This is a genomic window from Ruminococcus champanellensis 18P13 = JCM 17042 (assembly GCF_000210095.1).
GTDB lineage: Bacteria > Bacillota > Clostridia > Oscillospirales > Ruminococcaceae > Ruminococcus_F > Ruminococcus_F champanellensis.
This window is the reverse complement of record NC_021039.1, coordinates 283308-289879: the sequence shown is the minus strand read 5'-3', so window position 1 is coordinate 289879 and position 6572 is coordinate 283308. Positions and strand designations below refer to the sequence as shown.

6 protein-coding genes are annotated in these 6572 nt (G+C 55.1%); all 6 read left to right on the top strand.

The window, feature by feature from the left end; all coding sequences use genetic code 11:
• Window positions 1-459: 459 nt before the first annotated feature.
• The 6 genes from purB to RUM_RS01250 all read left to right on the top strand — a co-directional run bounded on the left by purB (window position 460) and on the right by RUM_RS01250 (window position 6158).
• Window positions 460-1896, top strand: a complete 1437-nt coding sequence (gene purB / locus RUM_RS01275; protein WP_015557419.1) for an adenylosuccinate lyase — start codon at window positions 460-462, stop codon at window positions 1894-1896.
• A gap of 114 nt (window positions 1897-2010) precedes the next feature.
• Complete coding sequence (locus RUM_RS01270) at window positions 2011-3411, top strand: preprotein translocase subunit SecD (RefSeq protein WP_041326201.1); 1401 nt, start codon at window positions 2011-2013, stop codon at window positions 3409-3411.
• Window positions 3408-4370 (top strand): protein translocase subunit SecF, encoded by a 963-nt coding sequence (secF, locus tag RUM_RS01265; protein ID WP_015557418.1) that lies wholly within the window; start codon window positions 3408-3410, stop codon window positions 4368-4370. Before RUM_RS01270 ends, secF begins: the two co-directional genes overlap by 4 nt.
• Window positions 4371-4479: 109 nt before the next feature.
• Window positions 4480-5280: a sugar phosphate isomerase/epimerase family protein gene (locus RUM_RS01260; protein WP_015557417.1), complete on the top strand. Its 801-nt coding sequence runs from the start codon at window positions 4480-4482 to the stop codon at window positions 5278-5280.
• Between the two features lie 12 nt (window positions 5281-5292).
• Window positions 5293-5736, top strand: a complete 444-nt coding sequence (nrdR, locus tag RUM_RS01255; RefSeq protein WP_015557416.1) for a transcriptional regulator NrdR — start codon at window positions 5293-5295, stop codon at window positions 5734-5736.
• Window positions 5737-5783: 47 nt separating this feature from the next.
• Window positions 5784-6158 (top strand): Predicted membrane protein, encoded by a 375-nt coding sequence (locus tag RUM_RS01250; RefSeq protein ID WP_015557415.1) that lies wholly within the window; start codon window positions 5784-5786, stop codon window positions 6156-6158.
• Window positions 6159-6572: the final 414 nt, after the last annotated feature.

The window sequence follows — 6572 nt, the reverse complement described above, 5'->3', positions numbered from 1 at the left end:
TTGGTAAACCCGTACTGCGTAAATGTAGCACGCAGAGCATAAAGAACAAGCCCGGAAAAGATGGTCACAGAAGATAAGGGTGTCATGCGTGACCCATCCGGTTAAACAAATAGAACAACAAACATCTCCCCAAGACATCGGTAAAACGCTCCTGCGTGGGTGGAGCACGCAGAGCATAAAGAACAAGTCCGGAAAAGATGGTCACAAAAGATAAGGGTGTCATGCGTGACCCATCCGGTTAAGTAAGTGGAGCATGATATACCCTTGGGTTGTCTCCCCAAGACAGCGGTAGAACGCTCCTGCGTAGGTGGAGCACGCAGAGCATAAAGAGCAACCCCGGAAAAGATGGTCACTGAAAAAGGAAACGCCAGCGTCCGCAGAATTTCCAACAAAACAATTGACGAGCCAGTGCCTTTCGTGCTATAATAAAGTGTTATTTGAAATAAAGGAGCGGCGATTATGTCTCATACAAATTCTTACGAGTCCCCTTTCTGCACCCGGTATGCCAGCCCGGAAATGCAGTATTTATTCTCGGCGGACAAGAAATTCACCACCTGGCGGCGGCTTTGGGTGGCGCTGGCACGGGCGGAGCATCAGCTTGGCTTGCCGGTGACCCAGGCACAGGTGGATCAACTGGAAGCCAATGTGGAAAACATTGACTATGACGTGGCGAGAGAACGGGAAAAGGTCTGCCGCCACGACGTAATGAGCCATGTGTACGCCTACGGTGTGGCATGCCCGGAGGCAAAGGGCATCATCCACCTGGGGGCAACCTCCTGCTATGTGGGGGATAACACGGACGTGATTATCATGCGGGACGCCTTGCAGGTGGTGCGCCGGAAGCTCATCAACGTGATCGGCAATCTTGCCCGGTTTGCGGACAGCTACAAGGCCATGCCTGCCCTGGCGTATACCCATCTTCAGCCTGCACAACTGACCACCGTGGGCAAGCGTGCCACCCTGTGGATCAACGAGCTGCTGATGGATCTGGAGGAGATCGATCATCGGATCGCATCCCTGAAGCTGCTGGGCTCCAAGGGCACCACCGGCACCCAGGCATCCTTCATGGAGCTGTTTGAGGGGGATTCCTCCAAGGTCAAGCAGTTGGAGCAGATGATCGCAGAGGAAATGGGCTTTGACGCAGTGGTTCCCGTGTCCGGTCAGACCTATTCCCGGAAGGTGGACGCACAGGTGCTGGCGGCATTGGGCGGCGTTGCCCAGTCCGCAAGCAAATTCGCCAACGATATGCGGATTTTGCAGAGCTTCAAGGAAATGGAAGAACCCTTTGAGAAGGGGCAGATCGGCTCCTCCGCCATGGCGTACAAGCGGAACCCCATGCGCTGTGAGCGGATCACCGCACTGGCAAGATATGTAATGATCGACACCCTGAATCCTGCATTCACCGCCGGCACCCAGTGGTTCGAGCGGACCCTGGACGATTCTGCCAACAAGCGGATCTCCGTGGCAGAGGGCTTCCTGGGTGTGGATGCCATTCTGAATATCATGATGAACGTAACCGACGGACTGGTGGTATATCCCAAGATCGTGCGCCGGAGAGTGATGCAGGAGCTGCCCTTTATGGCAACGGAGAACATCATGATGGACGCAGTGAAGAAGGGGGGCGACCGGCAGGCGCTCCACGAGCGGATCCGGGAATACTCCATGATCGCCGGGAAGCATGTGAAGGAGGACGGTCTGGAGAACGATCTGTGCGAGCTGATCCTGGCGGACGAAATGTTTATGATTTCCAGAGAGGAAATGGACAAAATCATGCAGCCGGAGCAGTTTACCGGCCGCAGCCAGGAACAGGTCACCGAGTTTTTACAGGAATTTGTGCAGCCCGTTCTGGATGCCAACCAGGACATTCTCAACGAAACAGCGGAGCTTTCCGTGTAAAGGTATGTACAAATCTATTGACTTTCCTTTGCGGATAAGTTATAATATTGTTAATTGTCGGTTTGCGGGATGAGATCCCCCGACAGAAACAGAATAAGTTTAGGAGGCTTGACAGTGAAAAAAGGAAACAAAGCCGTGTTTTTCATTGTGTTTGCGCTGATCCTGGCATTTGCCGCATCCACAATCGTGGGTCTGGATTATCAGTACGGTGATATCTCCACGACCTACATACACGGACTGGACGACATTCGTCTGGGTATTGATATCCAGGGCGGTGTGGACGTTACCTTTGAGCCGGAAAATGGCATTGAGGCAACGGAGCAGCAGCTGGCTGCCGCTACCGAGGTCATCAAGCTGCGGCTGGCAACGCTCAACATCAACGACAGTGAGGTTTATTCCGATGCCAAGAGCAACCGGATCATCGTGCGGTTCCCCTGGCAGGCAGGGGAGAAGAATTTCGACCCGGAGGCTGCGGTGGACGAGCTGGGTGAGACCGCTGTGCTCACCTTCCGGCACGGAAACCAGAAAAATGTGGACGAGAACGGCAATCCCAACGGGGAGATCATCCTCCAGGGCGCCGATGTGGCAGAGGCAGGCACCGGTCAGCAGCCCAACAACCAGGGCGGCGCAGACTGGGTGGTTACCCTGAAGCTGACCGACGAGGGCAAGCAGGCGTTTGCGGACGCCACCACCCAGCTGGCATCCAAGAAGGGCACCATTGCCATCTGGATGGACAACTACTGTATTTCCGCACCCACTGTCAGCTCTGCCATTACCGACGGCAACGCAGTCATCACCGGTTCCCAGAGCTACGAGGAAGCAAAGGAACTGGCGGACAAGATCAATTCCGGCGCACTGCCCTTTAAGCTGACCACCTCCAGCTTCAAGACCATTTCTCCCACCCTGGGTACCGGGGCGCTGCGGGCGATGGTCATCAGCGGCATCATCGCCTTTGTACTGATCGCCATTTACATGATAATCCTCTACCGTCTGCCGGGTACCGTTGCAGTGATTACCCTGGCGGGACAGATCGCCGGCACTCTGGCTGCCATTACCGGCTGGTTCGGCTTTATGGACAGCTCCACTCTGACCATCCCCGGTATCGCAGGTATCATCCTTGCGGTGGGCATGGGCGTGGATGCCAACATCATCACCGGCGAGCGCATCAAGGAGGAGCTGAACCGGGGCAAGAATCTGAATGCTGCCCTGCGTTCCGGCTATCAGCGTGCCCTGTCCGCCATCATTGACGGCAACATTACCACCATCATCGTGGCAATCATCCTCATGGGCGCATTCGGCGTGCCCACCAGCGTATTCGCAAGGCTGCTCAGACCCCTGTTCTTCGCATTCGGCGCAAGCACGGAGGGCGTCATCTACTCCTTCGGCTATACCCTCATGGTAGGCGTACTGCTGAACTTTGTCATGGGCGTACTTGCATCCAGGCTGATGGTGATGTCCCTGTCGAACTTCAAGATTTTCCAGAACAAGAAGCTGTACGGAGGTGAGCAGGCATGAGCAAGCAGAAAAAAGTCCGTGACTATGTAGGACACATGCACATTTACATCATCATCTCCGCCATCATGATCCTGTGTGCCATTGCAGGCTCTCTGATCTTCGGTGTAGAAGTGGCGATTGAATTCAAGGGCGGTACCATCCTCAACTACAGCTACACCGGGGACGTGGACACTGCACAGGTGGAGACCCTGGCGAAGGGGATCCTCAACACCCCCGTTACCATCCAGACCGGCGAGGCGCTGGGGGACGGCAGCGGCAAGACCATGACCATTTCCTTTAGCTGTGCAGAGGGCTCCTTTACCCCGGAGGTACAGGGGCAGCTGACCACCTCCATCCAGGGCAAGTTCCCGGATAACCAGATCAAGCTGCTGGAATCCAACGACGTTTCCCCCACCTCCGGCAAGCAGTTCTTCTACAAGTGCCTGGTGGCAGCGCTGGCGGCTTCCGTGATTCTGATCATCTACATCGCACTGCGGTTCAAGCGCATCAGCGGCTGGTCTGCCGGCATGTGCGCAATTCTCGCCCTGGTGCATGACCTGATCGCCGCATACGGCACCTTCGTCATTGCCGGGTTCGAGATCAACTCCAACTTTATGGCGGTGCTGCTGACCATTCTGGGCTACTCCGTCAACAATACCATGGTCATCTACGACCGGATCCGTGAGAACCAGAAGCTGATGGACAAGAAAACTTCCATCCGGGAACTGGTGAACACCAGTATCAGTCAGACCATGAGCCGGAGCATCCGCACCTCTGTGACCACCATTTCCACCATGCTCATCATTTCCATTGTGGCAGTGATCATGCAGGTAGATTCCATTCTCAGCTTCTCTATACCGCTGACGGTGGGTCTGATTTCCGGTACCTATTCCTCCATCTGCATCGCACCGGTGGTGTGGGTCTGGTGGACGGAAAAGCGGGGCAAGAAAACCGTGGCAGATCTCCAGATCAGAAAATAATCAGCGTAAACGGCAGGGTATCCTGCCGTTTTCTTTTGCCCGACCCTTGCAAATTACAGTGTTTTGTGCTATGATAAGAAGACGATAAAAAACAGGAGGGAAGAAAACCATGCAGGCTGGCGTATCCACAGCGTGCCTATACCCCCGGCTGCTGGAGGAGTCGGTATATGACCTGGCGGTCAGCGGCATTGCCCATACCGAGATTTTTGTCAACACGGTGAGCGAATGCACCCGAACCTTTGTCAGCGGCATGGCGGACACCATGAAGCGGTTCGACATGACCTGCCGTGCCCTGCATCCCTTTACCTGTCCCATCGAGCCCATGCTGTTTTTCAGCGAGTATGAGCGCCGGGTGGCGGATGCCCTGGAATTTCACAGGATGTATTTCCAGGCTATGAACTGGCTGGGGGCGGAGATCTTCGTGTTCCACGGCAACCAGGCAGGCAGCAGCATCCCCCAGGAGCTGTACTTTGAGCGGTTCTACCGGTTGGCAAAGCTGGGGAAGGAGTTCGGCGTGACCGTGGCGCAGGAGAATGTGTCCCGGTGTACCAGCGGCTCCCTCCGGTTTCTGAAGGAGATGAAGCGTGCCCTGGGGGATGACGCCCATTTCGTGCTGGATACCAAGCAGGCAATCCGCAGCAAGGAGAATATTTTCGACGTGGTGCATGCCCTGGGCAGCTCCATTGTGCATGTGCACATCAGCGACCATGGGGAACGGGGGGACTGCTTGCAGATCGGCAAGGGCAGATTCGACATCCGCCGGTTTCTGCGGCTGCTGCGGCAGGAGGGGGCGGACTGCTCCATTATGCTGGAGCTGTATCGCTCCAATTTCAGCAATCTGACGGATCTTGTCAGCAATTATAACACGCTCGTGCATATGATCGGCTCTCTGGAGCCTGCCGGGCGCTGAGGAGGAATCAGTATGCGATGTCCCTTCTGCGGCTATGAGGACACCAAGGTCATCGACTCCCGTCCGGCGGACGGAAAAAAGCGCCGCCGCCGGGAATGCACCAACTGTCAGAAGCGGTTTACCACCTTTGAGGTGGTGGAGCGGCCCTTGCTGATGGTGGTGAAGCGGGACGGCAGCTTTGAGCCCTTTGACCGGCAGAAGCTGATTGCCGGCATTTACAGCGCCGTGAAAAAGCGTCCGGTTTCGGTGGATGCGGTTTCCCGGCTGGTGGATGAGATCGAGAATTACTACGCAAACGAAATGAAAACCCAGGTCACCTCGGCGGAGATCGGGGATATGGTGCTGGAGCGGCTCAAGCGGATCGACCCCATTGCCTATGTGCGGTTTGCGTCGGTGTACAAGGATTTTACCGACGTGGAGGGCTTTATCCGTGCCATTCGGGAGCTTGACGGCTGAACAGCCGAAGCATACATAGGGCGATTGCCCGGGAAAGGATGATTTACATGGACGATTTTTTCAAGAATCTGCTGGATACCAAGGATCACAGCGATGAGTTCACGGCGGAGGACATCAACAAGAACAAGGCAGTGGCGATCGTTGCCTGCTTCTGGGTGCTGTTCTTTGTGCCGCTGGTTGCGGCAAAGGACTCCGGCTTTGCGAAGTTTTACGCAAACCAGGGGTTAATCCTGTTTCTGACTACCATCGTGCTGAACGTGGCAGGGGGGATCCTGGCGAATATTCCCTTTATAGGTTTTGTTTTGCGGATGATACTGAGTCTGGCATCCCTGGGGCTGTTCGTGTTCCTGTTGGTGAATGCGGCAAACGGCAAGGCGAAGGAGATGCCCATCGTGGGCGGACTGTTCACTGCGTTCCAGTGATGACAGAGAGGCAGCCGGGGAGGCTGCCTTTTTTCTTTTGTGCGTTTCCTTTTTACCTTTGTGACCTTTTTCTTTTACGTTGTCTTTTATGCTCTGCGTGCTTGACATACGCAGTACGGGTTTACCGGAGTCTTGGGGAGATGTGTGTTGTTCTATTTGATTAACCGGACGGGTCACGCATGACCCATCTACCGGTGTGCGAGCGACAACCTCTTTGGGAGGGGAGCGAGCGCAGTAAACTGCTTATTCTCTCCCCTCCCAACGGTTTTCTCTCGCGCTCTCTTTTCCACAACCCACCCCACTCTTGTGGAGAACGAATGTTCTTCGATTGTTCCCACGATTTCATGACATAGATTTGTTTATTTCCGTTCTGTGCAGCATTGTGGGAATGTGCAGCTTTGGGTGCTGCATAGA

Excerpts from the sequence above, each read along its gene's own strand:
- secF (WP_015557418.1), top strand. The coding sequence starts at position 3,408 with ATGAGCAAGCAGAAAAAAGTCCGTGACTATGTAGGACACATGCACATT.
- RUM_RS01260 (WP_015557417.1), top strand. The coding sequence starts at position 4,480 with ATGCAGGCTGGCGTATCCACAGCGTGCCTATACCCCCGGCTGCTGGAG.
- RUM_RS01250 (WP_015557415.1), top strand. The coding sequence starts at position 5,784 with ATGGACGATTTTTTCAAGAATCTGCTGGATACCAAGGATCACAGCGAT.
- nrdR (WP_015557416.1), top strand. The coding sequence starts at position 5,293 with ATGCGATGTCCCTTCTGCGGCTATGAGGACACCAAGGTCATCGACTCC.
- purB (WP_015557419.1), top strand. The coding sequence starts at position 460 with ATGTCTCATACAAATTCTTACGAGTCCCCTTTCTGCACCCGGTATGCC.